This window comes from Oceanospirillum sp. (assembly GCF_982874595.1).
In genome coordinates this window covers 37,787-54,537 of record NZ_CEYNZH010000012.1, presented here as the reverse complement: position 1 = coordinate 54,537, position 16,751 = coordinate 37,787, and the positions used below count along the sequence as shown (strand labels likewise).

The window sequence follows — 16,751 nt, the reverse complement described above, 5'->3', positions numbered from 1 at the left end:
GGTATTGATCACCGGGAATCTTCTTTGGTTTGCTTTACAGGCAACCTTTAAAAGCCATCTGCGTCAAAACGTGTTAGTTGCTCTTCAGCCAGCTCAGGGCGGTATCCAGCATACGGTTGGCGTAGCCCCATTCGTTATCAAACCAGCATAGAATTTTTACCATGCGCTTGCCGGAAACCCGGGTTTGGGTGCCATCGACAATGCCGGAGCGCGGATCGTGGTTGAAGTCTACCGAGGCATGAGGCTCTTCGGTATAGCCCAATAGCCCAAACAACTGTTTCTGCGCTGCTTCGGCCAACACACGGTTTACCTCTTCAGCACTGGTATCGGTCTGTACACACAAGGTCAGATCCATCGCCGAAACGTTCATCGTTGGCACCCTAAGGTGCAGGGATTCAAACTTACCGGACAGATGCGGTAATAAACGGTCGATCCCTTTCGGCAGGCCGGTATCCACCGGCACGATGGAGCTCATCGCCGCACGGGTCAGACGCAGGTCGGTCTGATGATAAGCATCAATCACCGGCTGATCATTCATCGCGGAGTGAATCGTCGTGGTGACGCCATGGGCGATACCAAAGGCATCATCAATCAGCTTCAGAATCGGAATCACACAGTTGGTGGTACAGGATGCACTGGAAACGATGGTTTGTTGCTGGTTCAGCTCATCCTGATTCAGGCCATACACGATGGTGGCATCCACATCCGCTTCAGCAGGCTGAGAGAACAGCAGCTTTTTCGCTCCACTGTCGATATGGCGCTGAGCGCTGGCTCTGTCTTTAAAAGAACCGGAACACTCCAAAAGCAGATCCACATCCAGCTCACCCCAAGGCAGCTGCTCCGGCTCTGACTGGCTCAAAACGCGGATGGAGTGGTTGTTGATCAGCAGGCCGCGCGCGTCGGAATCCACCGGCACAGGAAATCGACCGTGGGTCGAGTCATAACGGGTCAGGTAGGTAATGGTCTCAAGATCAGACAACTCATTCAGCGCCACTACCTCAACATCGGCGCAATCCTGACGCTCATAACAGGCGCGCAGCACACACTGCCCGATACGCCCGTAACCGTTAATGGCCAATCTGAACTTAGACAAAGCTCCACCTGCATCAATTCAGTATGAGAAATCTCAGCGACTTGCCGGAATATCGTATAAATGACCGCGAACCGCTGAAAAAAGGTGCCGTATTTTCCCGCATATAGCGCTGCAGCGCAAACCCTGTATGGCAACAACCAAGGGACAGGACTATAGGAGCAGAGCAACCCGAACCGGAAAACCTTTTATTCCACCAAGATATAACCCTATAACCACAAGATATCTATGGATTATTGACAGGTGCGACAAAACGTCGTAGGGGATCATCGACTTATCTTCTGGTAGGCTTAGCGGATACGGACTGATCTCGGTCAAGATATGTCGACCCGGCATCAGCACTTTGCGTTTTTTTAAATCTTTCAAAGAGAGGGCTTGCTATGGAGCTTGATCCACTTCTGCTCTCCCGACTTCAGTTCGGGTTTGTGGTCTCATTCCATGCGATTTTCCCGGTGTTCACCATTGGCCTGGCGTCCTATATCGCGCTGCTGGAGGGGGTGTTTTATAAAACCCGCAACCCGCTCTGGGAGCGACTGGCGATTTTCTGGACTCAGGTTTTTGCCGTGGTTTTCGGCATGGGGGTGGTCTCCGGTATTGTGATGTCGTTCCAGTTCGGCACCAACTGGAGTAATTTTTCCTACGCCACGGCCAACTTTCTGGGGCCGGTGCTCAGCTATGAGGTGATTACCGCCTTCTTCCTGGAGGCTGCGTTCCTTGGGGTACTGCTGTTTGGCCGCAACAAGGTGCCGAAAGGGGTTCACCTGTTTGCTGCGGTGATGGTGGCCACGGGCACCTTTATCTCCTCCTACTGGATTCTGGCGGCCAACAGCTGGATGCAGACCCCGGCCGGGGTTGAACTGCGCGATGGCATCTTCTATGTCACCAGCTGGGGCCAGGCGCTGTTTTCAGACTCCTTTATCTGGCGCTTCCTGCACATGGCACTGGCGTCCTTCCTGACCGGTGGTTTTGTCGTAGCCGGGGTCAGCGCCTGGTATCTGCTGCGCAAGCGCGAGGTGGAAGCCAACAAAAAAGCGCTGTCGATGACGCTTTGGCTGCTGCTGATCCTGACGCCGACTCAGGCGCTGATCGGTGATTTCCACGGTCTGAACACGCTGAAACATCAGCCGATCAAGGTCGCGGCGATGGAAGGCAACTGGGAGCGCGGTACCGGTGTCCCGCTGCTGCTGTTTGCCATTCCGGACTCTGAAAATGAAACCAACCACTTTGAGATTGCGATTCCGAAACTGGCCAGCTTTATTCTGACCCACGACTGGGACGGCGAATTGCCGGGACTGAAGGATGTACCCGCGGCAGAGCGGCCACCAGTGGCGGTCGTTTTCTGGGCATTCCGCATTATGGTGGGTATCGGCTTTGTCATGATCGGCTTTGCACTGGTCGGCCTCTGGCTGCGTCGCGGTGACCGTTTCTGGCGTTCGCCACTGTTCCTGAAAGGACTGACCTTTATGAGTGTCTCACCGTTTCTGGCAGTACTGGCCGGCTGGTTTGTCACCGAAACCGGTCGTGCGCCCTGGATGGTCTATGGTCTGATGACACAGGCAGAAGGCCTGACACCATCACTGACCGGCGGCATGGCCCTGTTTACTCTGATCGGCTATATGGCAGTGTATGCCGCAGTCTTCTCCTCCGGTGTTTACTATCTGCTGCGCCTGTTCCAGGCGGGTATTGAAACGCAGGATGACGATCATGAACGGGATTTCGATCACGCGAAGCGCCCTTTCTCGGCAGCACACGTTTCTCTGGAAGAGGGAGGTAAAGCATGAGCACTCCGGTATTTGATTTAACGCTGATTTGGGTCGGCATCATCGGCTTCGGCGTCATCATGTATGTGCTGATGGATGGTTTCGATCTGGGCCAGGGAATTCTTTTCCCCTTCGCCCCGGATGAAGACGCCCGGGATGTCATGATGAACTCTGTGGCCCCCGTCTGGGACGGCAACGAAACCTGGCTGGTACTGGGTGGCGCAGGCCTGCTGGCCGCCTTTCCTCTGGTCTATTCTGTTTTTCTGCCCGCACTTTATATTGGAGTATTTCTGCTATTGGCAGGCCTGATCTTCCGGGGCGTGGCCTTTGAGTTCCGCTTTAAAGCTAAAAGCTCCCGCTATCTGTGGAACTGGGCGTTCGCTGGCGGTTCCATTGTCGCGTCTTTTGCTCAGGGTGCCGTTGTAGGCGCATACATTCAGGGCTTTGCCACTGAGAATATGCGCTATGTGGGCGGTGCGCTGGATTGGCTGACCCCGTTCACTGTACTGACCGGTGTGGGTCTGCTACTGGGTTATGCGCTTCTGGGCAGCACCTGGCTGATTATGAAGTCCGAAGGCTACATTCAGGACTGGGCCTATAAAATTACCCCGCGTCTGCTGTTGGGCGTACTGGTGGTATTCGCCCTGATAGGAATCTGGTCACCCTTTGTGGACGATATGATTCGTGAACGCTGGTTCTCTTCTATCAGCGCGATCTGGATTCTCCCCTTCATCGCCCTGCTGTTTGCTGTCTGGGTTTTCCGGGCGGTACAGAAACGCCAGGAAGGTCTGCCCTTTGTGGCAACGGTCGGCTTGTTCATCGCAACCTATATCTCTCTGTTGGTGAGTAAATGGCCCTATGTGGTTCCCCCTAACTACACCTTCTGGGATGCGGCTTCCGCCCATGAATCTCAGCTGTTCCTGCTTCTGGGTCTGCTGTTCGTGGTGCCCTTTGTCCTGATGTACACCGCCTGGAGCTACTGGGTGTTCCGGGGCAAAGTGAAAGCCGGTGAAGGTTATCACTGATCCCTGAGAGATCCGCCGGAGCTGTCCTGACAGCTCCGGCGTTCTGTTTCCGGCTCCGTTTGTTGCTTTACGCTTTTCCCGTACTCTCTTTTCTCCTTCAGCGCCTCCGGCAGAATGCTCATGTCTTCAGATCCTCTTGATGAAAAAGCCCGTAAATCGCGTAACCGGCAATGGTTGAATCAGCTGGCTACCGGTGAAAAAAAAGCTCTGAACAGCGCCCGTCTCTTTGGTGGTCTGCTGACACTGACCATCATCGGACAGATGGCACTGATCGCCTGGCTGGTGGACCAGTTGGTGGTGGCAAAGCAATCCCTGACCACACTGAGCAGCGGCTTTATCGCCCTGCTGGCTCTGATGCTGCTACGAGCCCTGTTGCAGGGGCTGCAGGAGCAGGCGGGCAACCGGGCCGGAAACCGGCTGCGGCTGAATGTCCGTCGGCAACTGCTGGCTAAAACGGCAGAACTGGGGCCGGTGCATCTGAGCAGTGACTCTCCGGCAGCGCTGAGCAGCCAGTGGTTGGAGCAGGTGGACAGCCTGCAGGCCTACTTCGCCCGCTTTGTGCCGCAAATGACGCTCTCCTGGCTGTCGCCGCTGCTGATTCTGGTGCTGGTGCTGTATCTGGATTGGTTGGCAGCGATTTTTCTTTTGATCTCAGCCCCGTTGATCCCACTGTTTATGGCACTGGTGGGCTGGGGTGCGGAGCGGCTGAATCAACAGCACTTTGTATTGTTGAAACGTCTGTCCGGTAACTTTCTCGATCGGATTCGCGGCCTGAGCACCCTCCAGCTGTTTGGCCAGACCGATAACGCCTGCAACGAAGTCGTCAGCGCCACAGAGGGCTACCGTCGGCTAAACATGAAAACCCTGCGCGTGGCATTTCTCTCCTCTGCGGTACTGGAGTTTTTTGCCTCCGTCGCCATTGCCGCTGTCGCCATCTATATCGGCTTTGGACTGCTGGGTTATATCGATTGGGGCCCGGCGGAAGAGCTGACCCTGTTCAGCGGCCTGCTGATTCTGCTGCTGGCTCCGGAATTTTTTCAGCCATTACGTACGTTGGCCCAGCAGTACCATGACCGGGCCGCAGCCCTTGGAGCTGCCGACAGTCTGGTTGATCTGCTGCAGCGCCAGCCGCCTCAGACACAAGCGCACCCCCAACAAACGCAACACCAGACAGCGCCAGAATCAGCGGCGGAGGCCTCTTCTGAAGCGCTGATTGAGCTGCATCAGGTCTGCCTGAGCTATCCGGGCCGGGGTCAGGTCTTGGGGCCGGTTTCTCTTAGTCTGCCTGCATCGGCTACCCCCCAAGCCCCGGGACAGGCGCTGGTGATCACCGGGCGCACCGGCAGCGGCAAATCCTCTCTGCTGCACCTGCTGGCAAGCTTTATTCAGCCGACACAGGGGCAGATCTGCATCCGGGGGGCCAAGCCCGGTACGGAACCTCTGATCTGGATGCAGCAGCAGGCCTTTATTTTTCAGGGCAGTTGGGCCGAAAACCTGCAACTGGCCGCCCCCGACGCCAGTCGGGAACAGATGCAGCAGGCGATTCAGCAGGTCGGCTTGGCCACTCTGTTAGCCCAGCAGCCGCAAGGGCTGGACTCTCCCCTGCTGGAAGGCGGTAAAAACCTATCCGGCGGGCAGGCGCAACGACTGGCTCTGGCCCGGGCGCTGCTGAGTCCTTCCCGCTTGCTGTTACTGGATGAACCCAGCGCCAGCCTGGATCAGGACGCCACGGCTGAACTGATCGCCCTGCTGCATACGCTGAAACAACAGGGCTGCAGCCTGATCATCGCCAGCCACGACCCGGCCTTTCTGACACTGGCCGATCAGCATCTGGTGCTGCCGGACGCCACGGTTTACTCGTCCGACAATCCACAAGGAGACTGCCATGCACCCGCTTAAACCCTGGCTGGCACTGCTGAAGCAGGAAGCGCCCCGGCTCTGGATGGGCAGTGTCCTGCTGTTGCTGACGCTGCTTTCTGCGCTGGGACTTCTGGGATTGTCCGGCTGGTTTATCACCGCCACTGGTGTTACCGCACTGGCCTGGGCAGCGGGCACTGCCATCGCTCTGGATATCTACACTCCCGGTGGCGGCATCCGCTTTTTTGCCCTCGCCCGAACGGTGACCCGCTACCTTGAGCGGGTGTACAACCATGACACTGTACTGCGCCTGTTAGCCCGACTGCGTCAGCAGCTGTTTGCCGGCATGACCCGCACCGACCCGATGACACTGGCCCGCTGGCGGGCCTCCCAATGGGTCAATCGCCTGATTACCGATGTAGAAACACTGGACAATCTTTACCTGCGCCTGCTGGCTCCGCCACTGGTCGCTGCAGCAGTATCCGCGCTGCTGGTGGCTGTACTGGCGATCTTCTCACCGGCAGCGGCTCTGCTGGCGGGGCTGGTACTGTTACTGCTGCTGGCCTGCGCCACCTTCGGCATGGCGCTGGCCGGGCGCAATCTGAGCGCCCGTCTGGCGGCACTTCAGGAGCAGGAGCGCAGCCAGCTGATTGAACACCTGCAAGCTTTAGGCGAATTGCAGGCCAGCCATAGCCTGACGACTCATCAGCAACAGCGTCTTGCCGCTCAGGAGCAATTGATCCGGAATCAGGCCCGACTGCAACAACTGATCGCCTGGGGACAAAGCTTACAGACCTTGTTACTGCAACTGGTCGTGGCCGGCGTACTGGTGCTTTTGGCTGCAGCCTACCAACAGGATGCGATCAGCGCTCCGGTACTGGTGATGCTGCCGCTGGCGATCATGGCGCTGCAGGAAGCTTATCAGGCTCTGCCGATGGCCTTTGCGAACTGGGGCGGCACCCTTGCAGCCGCTACACGCCTTAACCGGGCAACCGGACTGCAGCAACAGCCCAAACATCAGAGCGATGCAGCCCTTCTGCCTTCAGTGCAGAGCCAATCCTTGCTGCAAAACTGGCGGACGCTTGAGTTCAGCCGGATCTGCCTGAGCTATCAGCAACAGACGGTACTGGATGATTTCAGCCTGACTCTGAACCGGGGCGAAAGCGTTGCGATACTGGCGGCGTCCGGATCCGGCAAGAGTACGCTAGCCGCTCTGATGGCTGGTCAGCTGCAACCGAGCCAGGGACGCATTACACTGCAATCGGCAGACCAAAAGGAAAACTTCAACCTGACACAGCTACCGGATTCTCTCTGGTTGCAGCAGCTGGGCTACCTGACACAGCAGACAGGTCTTTTTGCGACTTCTATCGCAGAAAATCTGCGGCTGGCAAAACCGGATGCCCGCGACGACGAACTCTGGCAGGTGCTGGAACAGGTAGAACTGGCGAATGAGGTAAGGCATTTTGAGGATCAGCTGGAGACCTGGGTCGGTGAAACGGGTCGCCAGCTCTCCGGTGGACAAGCACGACGCCTGGCTATAGCCCGTATCCTGTTAAAAGATGCGCCGCTGGTAATTCTGGACGAGCCGTTCCGCGGTGTGGACCAGACCACCCGGGAGATCATCCGTCCCCGTCTGGAGCAGTGGCTGCAGGGCCGAACCGCGCTACTGCTGGGCCATCAGCAGGATCAGCTTCCCAAGGCTGACCGCAATCTGTCACTGTAAACAGATGTTGTAACCCGACAAAGATGTGTCGGATGGCCCGCCACGGCGCTTATCCGACCTACCGGAGATTGTTATTTATCCGCTACTAAAAACGCAAAAAGGCAGCCCGAGGGCTGCCTTTTTACGCTAAAAAGCGGGATAACGGATCGTTAAACGATTAGTCGTCCAGCTCTTCCAGCAGTTCTTCAACGGTGCCCACCACGTTTTCAGTGGTGAAACCGAACTCTTCAAACAGCAGGTTCGCCGGTGCGGATTCACCGAAGGTTTCCATACCGATGATGGCGCCTTCCAGACCTACATATTTGTACCAGAAGTCTTTGTGAGCCGCCTCAACAGCAACACGGGTGATTACGTCAGCTGGCAGTACAGATTCGCGGTATGCAGCGTCCTGAGCGTCGAAACGATCAGTAGACGGCATGGAAACAACGCGGATCTTCTTGCCTTTAGCAGTCAGCTCTTCAGCGGCAGACAGCGCCAGCGCCACTTCAGAACCGGTGGCGATCAGGATCGCATCGGCGGTGCCTTCGCAATCTTTCAGCACGTATGCACCACGGGCGATATTCGCCAGCTGCTCGTCGTTACGTGGCTGGTGATCCAGATTCTGACGGGACAGAATCAGAGAGCTTGGGCCATCGGTACGCTCAAGGGAGGCTTTCCAGGCTACAGCCGTTTCAACTGCATCACATGGACGCCATACACTCATGTTTGGCGTGCCGCGCAGACTTGGCACCTGCTCAACCGGCTGGTGCGTCGGGCCATCTTCACCCAGACCGATAGAGTCGTGCGTGAATACGTAGATAGCGCGCTGCTTCATCAGCGCCGCCATACGTACGGCGTTACGGGCGTATTCCATAAAGATCAGGAAGGTTGCGCCGTAAGGAACGAAACCGCCGTGCAGAGCAACACCATTCATGATGGCCGCCATACCGAACTCACGTACACCGTAGTGCATGTAGTTACCGGATGCGTCATCAGCAGTGATCGCTTTTGCGCCGTTCCAGAAAGTCAGGTTGGATGGTGCCAGATCCGCAGAACCGCCCAGCAGTTCCGGCAGCTCAGGGCCAAAGGCGTTCAGGCTGTTCAGAGACGCTTTACGGGTGGCAACGGTCTCGCCTTTTTCCTGGCAGGCTTTGATATAAGCATCGGCTTTATCAGCGAAGTCAGCTGGCAGGTCGCCAGACATACGACGCTTCAGCTCCGCTGCCAGTTCAGGGTAAGCCGCTTCATAAGCTGCAAACTGCTCGTTCCACGCGCTTTCTGCTGCGGCACCTTTTTCCTGTGCATTCCAGCCCGCTGCGATATCCGCAGGGATTTCGAATGGCGCGTGAGGCCAGTTCAGGCGCTCGCGGGTCAGTGCGATTTCATCATCACCCAGAGGTGCGCCGTGGCAATCTTCTTTGCCTTCTTTGTTTGGCGAACCAAAACCGATGATGGTTTTACAGATGATCAGGCTTGGCTTACCGGATTCTGCTTTAGCGGCTTCGGTTGCTGCCTTGATCTCGTCAGCGTTGTGACCGTCAACTTTGATCACGTGCCAGCCGTACGCTTCAAAACGCTGCTCAGTGTTGTCGGTGAACCAGCCTTCAACTTCGCCATCGATAGAGATGCCGTTGTCGTCGTAGAAAGCGATCAGTTTGCCCAGACCCAGCGTACCGGCCAGAGAACATACCTCGTGGGAGATACCTTCCATCATGCAGCCATCACCCAGGAAGGTGTAGGTGTAGTGATCGACAATCTCGTGACCGTCACGGTTGAACTGGCCCGCTAAGGCTTTTTCAGCAACCGCCATACCTACCGCGTTAGCGATCCCCTGGCCCAGAGGGCCAGTGGTGGTTTCAACGCCCGGTGCGTAACCGTACTCAGGGTGACCTGCGGTTTTGGCGTGCAGCTGACGGAAGTTTTTCAGATCGTCGATAGACAGATCGTACCCGCTCAGGTGTAGCAGAGAATACAGCAGCATAGAACCGTGGCCGTTAGACAGCACAAAACGGTCGCGGTTAACCCAGTTCGGGTTGCTTGGGTTGTGTTGCAGGAAGTCGTTCCATAGTACTTCAGCAATATCAGCCATCCCCATCGGGGCGCCGGGGTGACCGGACTTGGCTTTCTGAACGGCGTCCATGCTCAGGGCACGGATGGCATTAGCTAAATCAGAACGGGAAGGCATGCTTTCCAGACTCCAGGGTGTGTGGCAGGGCCACAAAAAATGTTTCATGGCCTGCCTGTTTATACAGATATCTGGCTAAGTCTTTGACACTGCTCAATTAATAAGCAGCTTCAGAAAAGAGACTCACCCAGATAGCCACACAATCGAAGCAAACCACCGGAAAATAGGCGCGTATTGTCGCTGATCTGGCCTCAGGCTTCAAACCCAAAGGGCTATTTATCTGCGGGTCAGCTGATTTAACGCCTCAGATGATCGGATAAGGCGGCTATCCGGTAAAGAAAGACCTGAGTTCATGACAAATGAATCCTGCGCAGGTGAATTTTAATAAATTTCACTGTGTATCCGATGAATTCAGTTGCTACAATTACTGACTAACTTTAAGCGCGTCCAACGGAGTGATTCCATCCCACATTTTTGTCTGTCTTTGCGATGTTCTGAGCAGGCCGAAGTGAGCTTCCTAGGTCAAACGCTATTACAGGCAGAACCGGCCAAATGCCGGGACTGCTAAATCAACCGACAGCTAAACGTCGTTAGCTGTTACAGGAGGTCGGGCCGTTTCCCCTTGAATTAACATTCAAACAAAACAGCCTTGGCTAATTCCTTATTTTCAACTCCTTTGAGGGTAATAAGAGAATCATGAGCGAATACTCTTTATTTACGTCTGAATCTGTATCTGAAGGCCATCCGGATAAAATCGCTGACCAGATTTCTGATGCCGTGTTAGATGCAATTCTGGCGGAAGATAAATACGCCCGTGTTGCCTGTGAAACCATGGTGAAAACTGGTGTTGCCATTGTTTCTGGTGAAATTTCTACATCCGCTTGGATCGACCTGGAAGATCTGGTTCGTGGCGTTATTAACGACATTGGCTATACCTCTTCTGATGTAGGCTTTGATGGCAGCACCTGCGGCATCATCAACTTGATTGGTAAACAGTCTGTGGATATTGCACAGGGTGTGGATCGTCAGAAACCGGAAGATCAGGGTGCTGGTGACCAGGGGCTGATGTTCGGCTATGCGTCTAACGAAACCGACGTTCTGATGCCGGCTCCTGTGACCTTTGCTCACCGCCTGGTAGAGCGTCAGGCTGAAGCCCGTAAGAGCGGCCAGCTGAACTGGTTGCGTCCGGATGCAAAATCTCAGGTCACCTGCCGTTATGAAAACGGTAAAGTGTCTGCGATCGATGCGATTGTTCTGTCCACACAGCACAACCCGGAAGTCTCTCAGAAAGACCTGCGTGAAGCGGTAATGGAGCTGATCGTTAAGCAGGAGATCCCTGCTGAGCTGCTGACCAAAGACACTCAGTTCCACATCAACCCAACCGGTAACTTCGTAATCGGTGGTCCTGTGGGCGACTGCGGTCTGACCGGCCGTAAGATCATCGTAGACACTTACGGTGGTATGGCGCGTCACGGTGGTGGTGCGTTCTCCGGTAAAGATCCATCCAAGGTTGACCGTTCTGCCGCGTATGCAGGCCGTTATGTGGCGAAAAATATCGTTGCTGCGGGTCTGGCGGATCGTTGTGAGATTCAGGTGTCCTACGCCATTGGTGTTGCTGAGCCGACGTCTGTATCCATCAACACCTTCGGCACGGGCAAAGTATCTGACGACACCATCATCAAGCTGGTTCGTGAGCACTTCGATCTGCGTCCTTTCGCGATCACCCGTATGCTGGATCTGTTGCACCCTATGTACCGCCTGACTGCGGCCTATGGCCACTTCGGTCGCAACCCGTTTGAGATGACGGTCGGTGATGACACCTTTACCGCCTTCCCTTGGGAAGAAACTGACAAAGCTGATGATCTGAAAGCCGCTGCCGGCCTGTAAGAGATAGACGCTTGTTATTGTGCCCGGGACTTTACGGCTTCGGGCACACCACGAAGCAGGAGCTTGCTCCTGCTTTGCTGTATCTGAATTTTGGTCTGTTGGCTGACTGTTTTCTGAGCAGCTTCCGGCAGATGGTCGCTTTCGGCAATTCCGCAAGCGACACTCACACAGGACTGAGGGGCGCTGCAACGGAGCCTTCTCCGCTACGCTCAGTCCCGTGCCAACTTTAATTGCAAGGGCGCCCATTCACCCGAATGGAGAAACCTATGAGCTTCAATGACTACAAAGTCGCTGATATCACTCTTGCTGACTATGGCCGTAACGAGATCCGCATCGCAGAATCTGAAATGCCTGCACTGATGGCGATCCGTGAAAAGTACCGTGCTGAGCAACCGCTGGCCGGCGCTAAAATCATCGGCTGTATTCACATGACCATTCAGACTGCGGTTCTGATCGAAACACTGGTCGCGCTGGGTGCTGAAGTTCGCTGGTCTTCGTGCAACATCTTCTCCACGCAGGATCATGCTGCTGCGGCTATCGCTGCCGGTGAGATCCCTGTATTTGCCTGGAAAGGTGAGACCGAAGACGAGTACGTTTGGTGTCTGGAGCAGACCATCAATAAAGATGGCAGCCCTTGGGATGCAAACATCCTGCTGGACGACGGTGGTGACCTGACCGCTCTGATCCACGAAAAATACCCGGCAATGCTGGACAGCATCCACGGTGTTTCTGAAGAAACTACCACAGGTGTTCACCGTCTGATCGAAATGATGCAGAAAGGCACCCTGAAGGTTCCTGCGATCAACGTCAACGACGCGGTAACCAAGTCGAAAAACGACAACAAGTACGGCTGCCGTCACTCTCTGAATGACGCGATCAAGCGTGGTACTGACCACCTGCTGTCCGGTAAAAAAGCGCTGGTTATCGGCTACGGTGACGTAGGTAAAGGTTCTGCTGCGTCTCTGCGTCAGGAAGGCATGATCGTATCCGTAACTGAAGTGGACCCTATCTGTGCGATGCAGGCCTGCATGGATGGTTTCGAAGTGGTTTCTCCGTTTATCAATGGCCGGTTCGACGGTACCGATGCGTCTATCAACGCACCGCTGCTGCAGAAAACCGACCTGATCGTGACCACCACAGGTAACTACAACGTGTGTAACGCCAACATGCTGAAAGCCCTGAAAAAAGGTGCTGTGGTATGTAACATCGGTCACTTCGATAACGAGATCGATACCGCTTACATGCGTGAGAACTGGGCGTGGGAAGAAGTTAAGCCGCAGGTACATAAGGTGTTCCGCGACGCTAAGCCGGGCACTGACGTGAATCTGGATAGCAGCGACTACCTGATCCTGCTGTCTGAAGGCCGCCTGGTTAACCTGGGTAACGCAACTGGCCACCCATCGCGCATCATGGATGGCTCTTTCGCCAACCAGGTACTGGCTCAGATCCACCTGTACAAAGCCGGTTTCGCTAACCTGCCTGCAGAAGAGAAAGCGGCGAACATCACCGTTGAAGTTCTGCCGAAGCAGCTGGACGAAGAAGTAGCACGCTACATGGTTGAAGGCTTCAGCGGTGTGATCACCCAGCTATCTGAAGAACAGGCTGGCTACATCGGCGTTCCTGTTGAAGGCCCGTTCAAGCCGGAAAGCTACAAGTACTAATACTCTGCTTCAGACAGTCCGGCCATGCCCTGCACAGCCGGACTGAATGACCAGAATAAAGTATCCAAGCCCCATTTTGCCCCAGGGTAAAACGGGGCTTTTTTATGCCCGAAGATCAGGAAAAATACCCAACACCCTCATCAATTAAGCCGCATCTTAAGTAATTAGTTTTCAACAGTTTTCCTTTTCTATGAGTTTTACTCATAAAGATAGAAAAAACTTTCACTGGCGCACCTGAAGCAAACTCTGTAAAAAGTAATAAGAAATAACGCAAACAAACTTTTTTGGAATATAGCCATGAGCCAGCCAGTCGATATCAGTTTTGAGTTCTTCCCTCCTAAAACCCCACAAGGCCAGGAAAAGCTGCGTGTTGTTCGGGATGAGCTGGCGGCTATGAGTCCTAACTTCTTCTCCGTGACTTATGGCGCTGGTGGCTCCACTCAGGAGCGCACCATCAATACCGTTCAGGAGATGCGTGAAGCCGGTATCAATACCGCACCGCACCTGTCCTGCGTCGGTAGCAGCACCGACAGCCTGCGTGATCTGCTGAACTTCTACATCGACAAAGGCATCGACCGTATCGTGGCCCTGCGCGGTGATCTGCCATCCGGTATGGGTTCTCCGGGTGAACTGCGTTACGCCAATGAGCTGGTGGAGTTTATCCGTAAGGAAACCGGCGATCACTTCCATCTGGAAGTGGCGGCTTATCCTGAGACACATCCTCAGGCAGCCAGCTTTGAAGCGGATCTGCTCAACTTTAAAAAGAAAGTGGATGCCGGTGCCAACAGCGCCATCACTCAGTACTTCTTTAATGCCGACAGCTACTTCTACTATGTTGAACGCTGCCAGAAGCTGGGCATCGAGATTCCGATTATTCCAGGCATTATGCCGATCACTAACTACAGCAGCTTGGCTCGTTTCAGTGATGCTTGCGGCGCTGAAATCCCACGCTGGGTGCGCAAGCAGCTTGAGTCTTACGGTGATGACAGCGCCAGCATCCGTCAGTTTGGTGAAGAGGTGATTACCCGCCTGTGCGAACAACTGATCGCCGGTGGTGCGCCAAGCCTGCACTTCTACACCATGAACCAGACCGAGCCAAACCGCGCGATCTGTAAGAATCTGGGCCTGTAATCAGACAGCGTTAACCCTCTTTCCTTTCATATTTTCTTGTTGTTTTCTGACAACTTTGACCGGTCACACAGAGAAATTTTCTGTTTGGCCGGTTTTTTTATCTCTGTGAAAAGTATTTCCGGAACAATCTCTCAAAAATACATTTAATTTGCCCTATTACTTCTCATTGGCAATATTTCATCTACAATGCTTGTTAAGCAATGTATCCCGCCTGTAACGATAGATAGGGATAAACAAGAGGTATTGATCATGAAAAAGCTACTGAGTGCCTGCCTGTTCCTTTTCAGCAGCCAAATCTTCGCCGCGAATTTAATTCCCCTACCAGAAACCGCTCAGGACAATGGCTGGGACATTCGTTTAGTGGGGGTTCACTATCATCAGTCCAGTGATCAGACCGAATTTTACTATCGCGTACGGGTCGATCAGGGAGCCGCAACCCTAACCAGTTGGCACCTGAAACTGAAAGAACGCTTTGCAGGCCTTGTGATGCTGAATAGCCGTAACCAGCAGCTTCACTGGCATAAAGACCTTAAGCCGGGCACGATTGAGCTGATTAGCTTTAAAGTGAAGGGTGAGCGAACCACCCGAGTATCCAATTACACGGTTCAGGCAGGGGAATTGTTTGCCGAAGGCACGATTGATGCTCCAAGTCTTGCGCCTCTGGCATCAACTCCGATGACAGCGTCTTATCCCTAAGACGCTTTAGCTTGGTCTGAATGACTAAGTCTTTGAATGGCTTGGCTCTGAAGGTGCCTGGGATGCTGAAGCCTGGGCATCTTCTCCCTTTTTCTCCGGTACCGGAAGCTCAGAAAGTCGGTCAACCTGACTTTCAAGCCACGCAGTCACCTCAGCATGCACCTCATTAACGTGTCGGCCTTCGGTCTGTATCAAAGGACCAAATACCACTTTAATCGTACCTGACTTCTTCACCAGAGGACTGGATGTCCAGTGCTCGCCACCATTGTGGGCCACAGGCAAAACCGGAACACCGGAATTCGTAGCCAACATGGCACCACCTTTTTTATGATTCCCCCGGGTTCCCGGTTGAGTTCTTGTCCCCTCAGGGAAGACCAGAACAGACATCCCCTCTTCAAGGCGGGCCTTGCCCTGTTTAAGAACCTGCTTCATCGCTGCGGCAGGTTTACCACGATCAACCGCAATGGGATTCAAAGCTTTCAGTCCCCAGCCAAAGAAAGGGATTTTCAGAAGTTCACGCTTCAGCACAGTACTCATAGGTTGTGCAACAAGCTGCAGGTAGATGGTTTCCCACTCAGACTGATGATTACTCAAAATCACCATTTGCTGCCCCTTAGGCAGCTTTTCCAATCCCTCAACCTCGGTACGAATACCACAGGTAATACGCAGCCAAACCAGGACAAACCAGTTAAAGCGGGTAATCAACCAGGCCCTGATAGTAAAAGGCATAAAGTAACTCAGAGGTGCCGTAATACAGCTGGTGAAGATCAGTGCGAACATATAGCCCACATAGAAAACAATGGCTCTAAGGGCTGTAATCATACTGATGGTTCCTCTTTTTCATCCGCAGCCTGTTGGTCAGCGTCTTTCTGGTCAGCGGCCTGCTCGATAGCCTCCACCAATGCCGGACGCCAGCTACGTTGTTTAATTCCGTAGTGATCCATAATTTTCTGGCAGCTCATCTCACGATGCAAAGCCTGCTTCCCCGCCAACCCCATAGCTGTCGCAGAAACACCACGCACCATTTCAGCACCGGTTAACAAGCCTCGCTCCTGCGCCAACTCAATCACCTGTTCTGCAAAATGAGCCCGGCTGATGGGTTCTACTCCGGCATAGTGATAAGTCCCCCAGCAGTCGGCACCGGCATCAAGCTGCTGAATTATCGCAGTGATAACGCGACTGGCATCAGAGAGAGCCGTTGGCGATAATGTGATATCTGCCGCTTCCTGCATATCCTGTGGTTTCTGAGCCTCATTAAGAATCTGAGAAACCCAGGCACTACCAGCGTCCCCATCGAAGAGCGTGCCAAAACGCAGAATGACATGACGTTTCAGAAGCTGACGGACAGCTTCTTCTCCCTGCCATTTGGTTTCACCGAAGGTATTCAGCGGGTGTACCGTATCTTTTTCGTGAAAAGTACCGTTGCGGACTTCACCAATCACTTCATCGGAAGAGATCTGTATCAAGGCAGCGCCCAGATCCAGACAGATGTGAGCCAAATGGTCCGGAAGAATAGCATTCAGCTGCCAGGCACGGTCGGGAGATTGCTCAACCAGATTCAGATCATCAAACTGCAGGGTATTAACGACAAAATCAGGACCTGCTTCAGTCAACTGACGCTGCAGTTCAACAGCATCATTCGCATCGCCATCAAACACACTGCAACGCAACCCTCGAATCCCCTGAGCATAACTGAGAAAGCCCTTGGCAAGTCCGGACTCTTTCTCCGTCAAAAAGATATGCATGTATCTCTCGCTCCCACAAACCAATGCAAGCGGCTAAGAGTTCACCCCGCCGCCGATTATTCAGATGTATCT

At 54.2% G+C, this 16,751-nt stretch carries 12 protein-coding genes and 1 riboswitch; of the genes, 8 read left to right on the top strand and 4 right to left on the bottom strand.

From position 1 onward, the window contains the following. Window positions 1–73: 73 nt before the first annotated feature. Window positions 74–1,093 carry a type I glyceraldehyde-3-phosphate dehydrogenase gene (locus AC4GL5_RS07745; RefSeq protein WP_490382202.1) on the bottom strand — a complete coding sequence of 340 codons (1,020 nt, stop codon included), beginning with the start codon at window positions 1,091–1,093 and terminating at the stop codon, window positions 74–76. 377 nt (window positions 1,094–1,470) lie between these two features. Between AC4GL5_RS07745 and AC4GL5_RS07740 the strand changes: the two genes are divergently transcribed. From AC4GL5_RS07740 to cydC, 4 genes are all read left to right on the top strand, one after another. Further along, on the top strand, window positions 1,471–2,871 hold the full coding sequence (locus AC4GL5_RS07740; protein WP_490382201.1) for a cytochrome ubiquinol oxidase subunit I: 1,401 nt from the start codon (window positions 1,471–1,473) through the stop codon (window positions 2,869–2,871). Continuing rightward, the gene (gene cydB / locus AC4GL5_RS07735; RefSeq protein ID WP_490382200.1) at window positions 2,868–3,875 is read left to right on the top strand and encodes a cytochrome d ubiquinol oxidase subunit II; all 1,008 of its coding nucleotides are present in this window, start codon (window positions 2,868–2,870) and stop codon (window positions 3,873–3,875) included. Before AC4GL5_RS07740 ends, cydB begins: the two co-directional genes overlap by 4 nt. Window positions 3,876–3,995: 120 nt before the next feature. After that, complete coding sequence (cydD, locus tag AC4GL5_RS07730; protein WP_490382199.1) at window positions 3,996–5,774, top strand: thiol reductant ABC exporter subunit CydD; 1,779 nt, start codon at window positions 3,996–3,998, stop codon at window positions 5,772–5,774. Next, on the top strand, window positions 5,761–7,455 hold the full coding sequence (cydC, locus tag AC4GL5_RS07725; protein WP_490382198.1) for a thiol reductant ABC exporter subunit CydC: 1,695 nt from the start codon (window positions 5,761–5,763) through the stop codon (window positions 7,453–7,455). Before cydD ends, cydC begins: the two co-directional genes overlap by 14 nt. A gap of 157 nt (window positions 7,456–7,612) precedes the next feature. Here the strand turns inward: cydC and tkt are convergent, their stop codons facing one another. Then, complete coding sequence (gene tkt / locus AC4GL5_RS07720) at window positions 7,613–9,619, bottom strand: transketolase (protein WP_490382251.1); 2,007 nt, start codon at window positions 9,617–9,619, stop codon at window positions 7,613–7,615. Between the two features lie 636 nt (window positions 9,620–10,255). On the opposite strand from tkt, the gene metK reads away from it, so the two are divergent. From metK to AC4GL5_RS07700, 4 genes are all read left to right on the top strand, one after another. After that, window positions 10,256–11,446: a methionine adenosyltransferase gene (gene metK / locus AC4GL5_RS07715; protein ID WP_490382197.1), complete on the top strand. Its 1,191-nt coding sequence runs from the start codon at window positions 10,256–10,258 to the stop codon at window positions 11,444–11,446. Window positions 11,447–11,615: 169 nt separating this feature from the next. After that, window positions 11,616–11,697, top strand: a riboswitch (S-adenosyl-L-homocysteine riboswitch). Window positions 11,698–11,712: 15 nt separating this feature from the next. Beyond that, window positions 11,713–13,107, top strand: coding sequence for an adenosylhomocysteinase (gene ahcY, locus AC4GL5_RS07710; RefSeq protein WP_490382196.1), 1,395 nt, complete (start codon window positions 11,713–11,715; stop codon window positions 13,105–13,107). A gap of 297 nt (window positions 13,108–13,404) precedes the next feature. Beyond that, a complete protein-coding gene (gene metF, locus AC4GL5_RS07705) occupies window positions 13,405–14,238 on the top strand; it encodes a methylenetetrahydrofolate reductase [NAD(P)H] (RefSeq protein WP_490382195.1) in 834 nt (277 codons plus the stop codon). Between the two features lie 249 nt (window positions 14,239–14,487). After that, on the top strand, window positions 14,488–14,934 hold the full coding sequence (locus tag AC4GL5_RS07700; RefSeq protein ID WP_490382194.1) for a hypothetical protein: 447 nt from the start codon (window positions 14,488–14,490) through the stop codon (window positions 14,932–14,934). Between the two features lie 24 nt (window positions 14,935–14,958). On the opposite strand, the gene AC4GL5_RS07695 is transcribed toward AC4GL5_RS07700, so the two are convergent. Together AC4GL5_RS07695 and AC4GL5_RS07690 are read right to left on the bottom strand one after the other, a co-directional pair. Beyond that, window positions 14,959–15,756, bottom strand: a complete 798-nt coding sequence (locus tag AC4GL5_RS07695) for a lysophospholipid acyltransferase family protein (RefSeq protein ID WP_490382193.1) — start codon at window positions 15,754–15,756, stop codon at window positions 14,959–14,961. After that, window positions 15,753–16,679 (bottom strand): sugar nucleotide-binding protein, encoded by a 927-nt coding sequence (locus tag AC4GL5_RS07690; protein ID WP_490382192.1) that lies wholly within the window; start codon window positions 16,677–16,679, stop codon window positions 15,753–15,755. The genes AC4GL5_RS07695 and AC4GL5_RS07690 overlap by 4 nt, the downstream gene beginning before the upstream one ends. Window positions 16,680–16,751 lie beyond the last annotated feature (72 nt).

Bases quoted from the DNA above. Each gene is read 5' to 3' on its own strand.
- AC4GL5_RS07740 (WP_490382201.1), top strand. From the start codon at position 1,471: ATGGAGCTTGATCCACTTCTGCTCTCCCGACTTCAGTTCGGGTTTGTG.
- cydB (WP_490382200.1), top strand. From the start codon at position 2,868: ATGAGCACTCCGGTATTTGATTTAACGCTGATTTGGGTCGGCATCATC.
- cydD (WP_490382199.1), top strand. From the start codon at position 3,996: ATGTCTTCAGATCCTCTTGATGAAAAAGCCCGTAAATCGCGTAACCGG.
- cydC (WP_490382198.1), top strand. From the start codon at position 5,761: ATGCACCCGCTTAAACCCTGGCTGGCACTGCTGAAGCAGGAAGCGCCC.
- tkt (WP_490382251.1), bottom strand. From the start codon at position 9,619: ATGCCTTCCCGTTCTGATTTAGCTAATGCCATCCGTGCCCTGAGCATG.
- metK (WP_490382197.1), top strand. From the start codon at position 10,256: ATGAGCGAATACTCTTTATTTACGTCTGAATCTGTATCTGAAGGCCAT.
- ahcY (WP_490382196.1), top strand. From the start codon at position 11,713: ATGAGCTTCAATGACTACAAAGTCGCTGATATCACTCTTGCTGACTAT.
- metF (WP_490382195.1), top strand. From the start codon at position 13,405: ATGAGCCAGCCAGTCGATATCAGTTTTGAGTTCTTCCCTCCTAAAACC.
- AC4GL5_RS07700 (WP_490382194.1), top strand. From the start codon at position 14,488: ATGAAAAAGCTACTGAGTGCCTGCCTGTTCCTTTTCAGCAGCCAAATC.
- AC4GL5_RS07695 (WP_490382193.1), bottom strand. From the start codon at position 15,756: ATGATTACAGCCCTTAGAGCCATTGTTTTCTATGTGGGCTATATGTTC.
- AC4GL5_RS07690 (WP_490382192.1), bottom strand. From the start codon at position 16,679: ATGCATATCTTTTTGACGGAGAAAGAGTCCGGACTTGCCAAGGGCTTT.